Annotated in this window: 1 protein-coding gene; it reads left to right on the top strand. The window is 45.7% G+C overall.

All coding sequences use genetic code 11. The annotated features are described in order from the left end of the window. Positions 1-210: hypothetical protein (locus JEM65_RS22570; RefSeq protein ID WP_233530790.1), on the top strand; the 210-nt coding region annotated here is incomplete at its 5' end. Between the last annotated feature and the right edge of the window lie 24 nt (positions 211-234).

Here is a 234-nt window from a genome sequence, read left to right on the forward strand (position 1 = left end):
CCGCCTAGACCTGTCTTCAATAATCCCAAGAGCATTCAGGCCTCGGTGACTCTTATCGAGAAATTGCCCATTATCCTTGAAAAGTCCACGGAAGAAGATCTGCACGAACTCATCTTGCCTCTTCTCTTCCACGCCTTGGACAGCAAGATGTCCCAAATACAGGTAACGACTGCTCTCATACTGCCATTTCATTCGATGACACAAAAATGAACAGACTGTTTCCTCTCTTTCACT

This window comes from Gelidibacter salicanalis, from assembly GCF_016469035.1.
GTDB lineage: Bacteria > Bacteroidota > Bacteroidia > Flavobacteriales > Flavobacteriaceae > Gelidibacter > Gelidibacter salicanalis_A.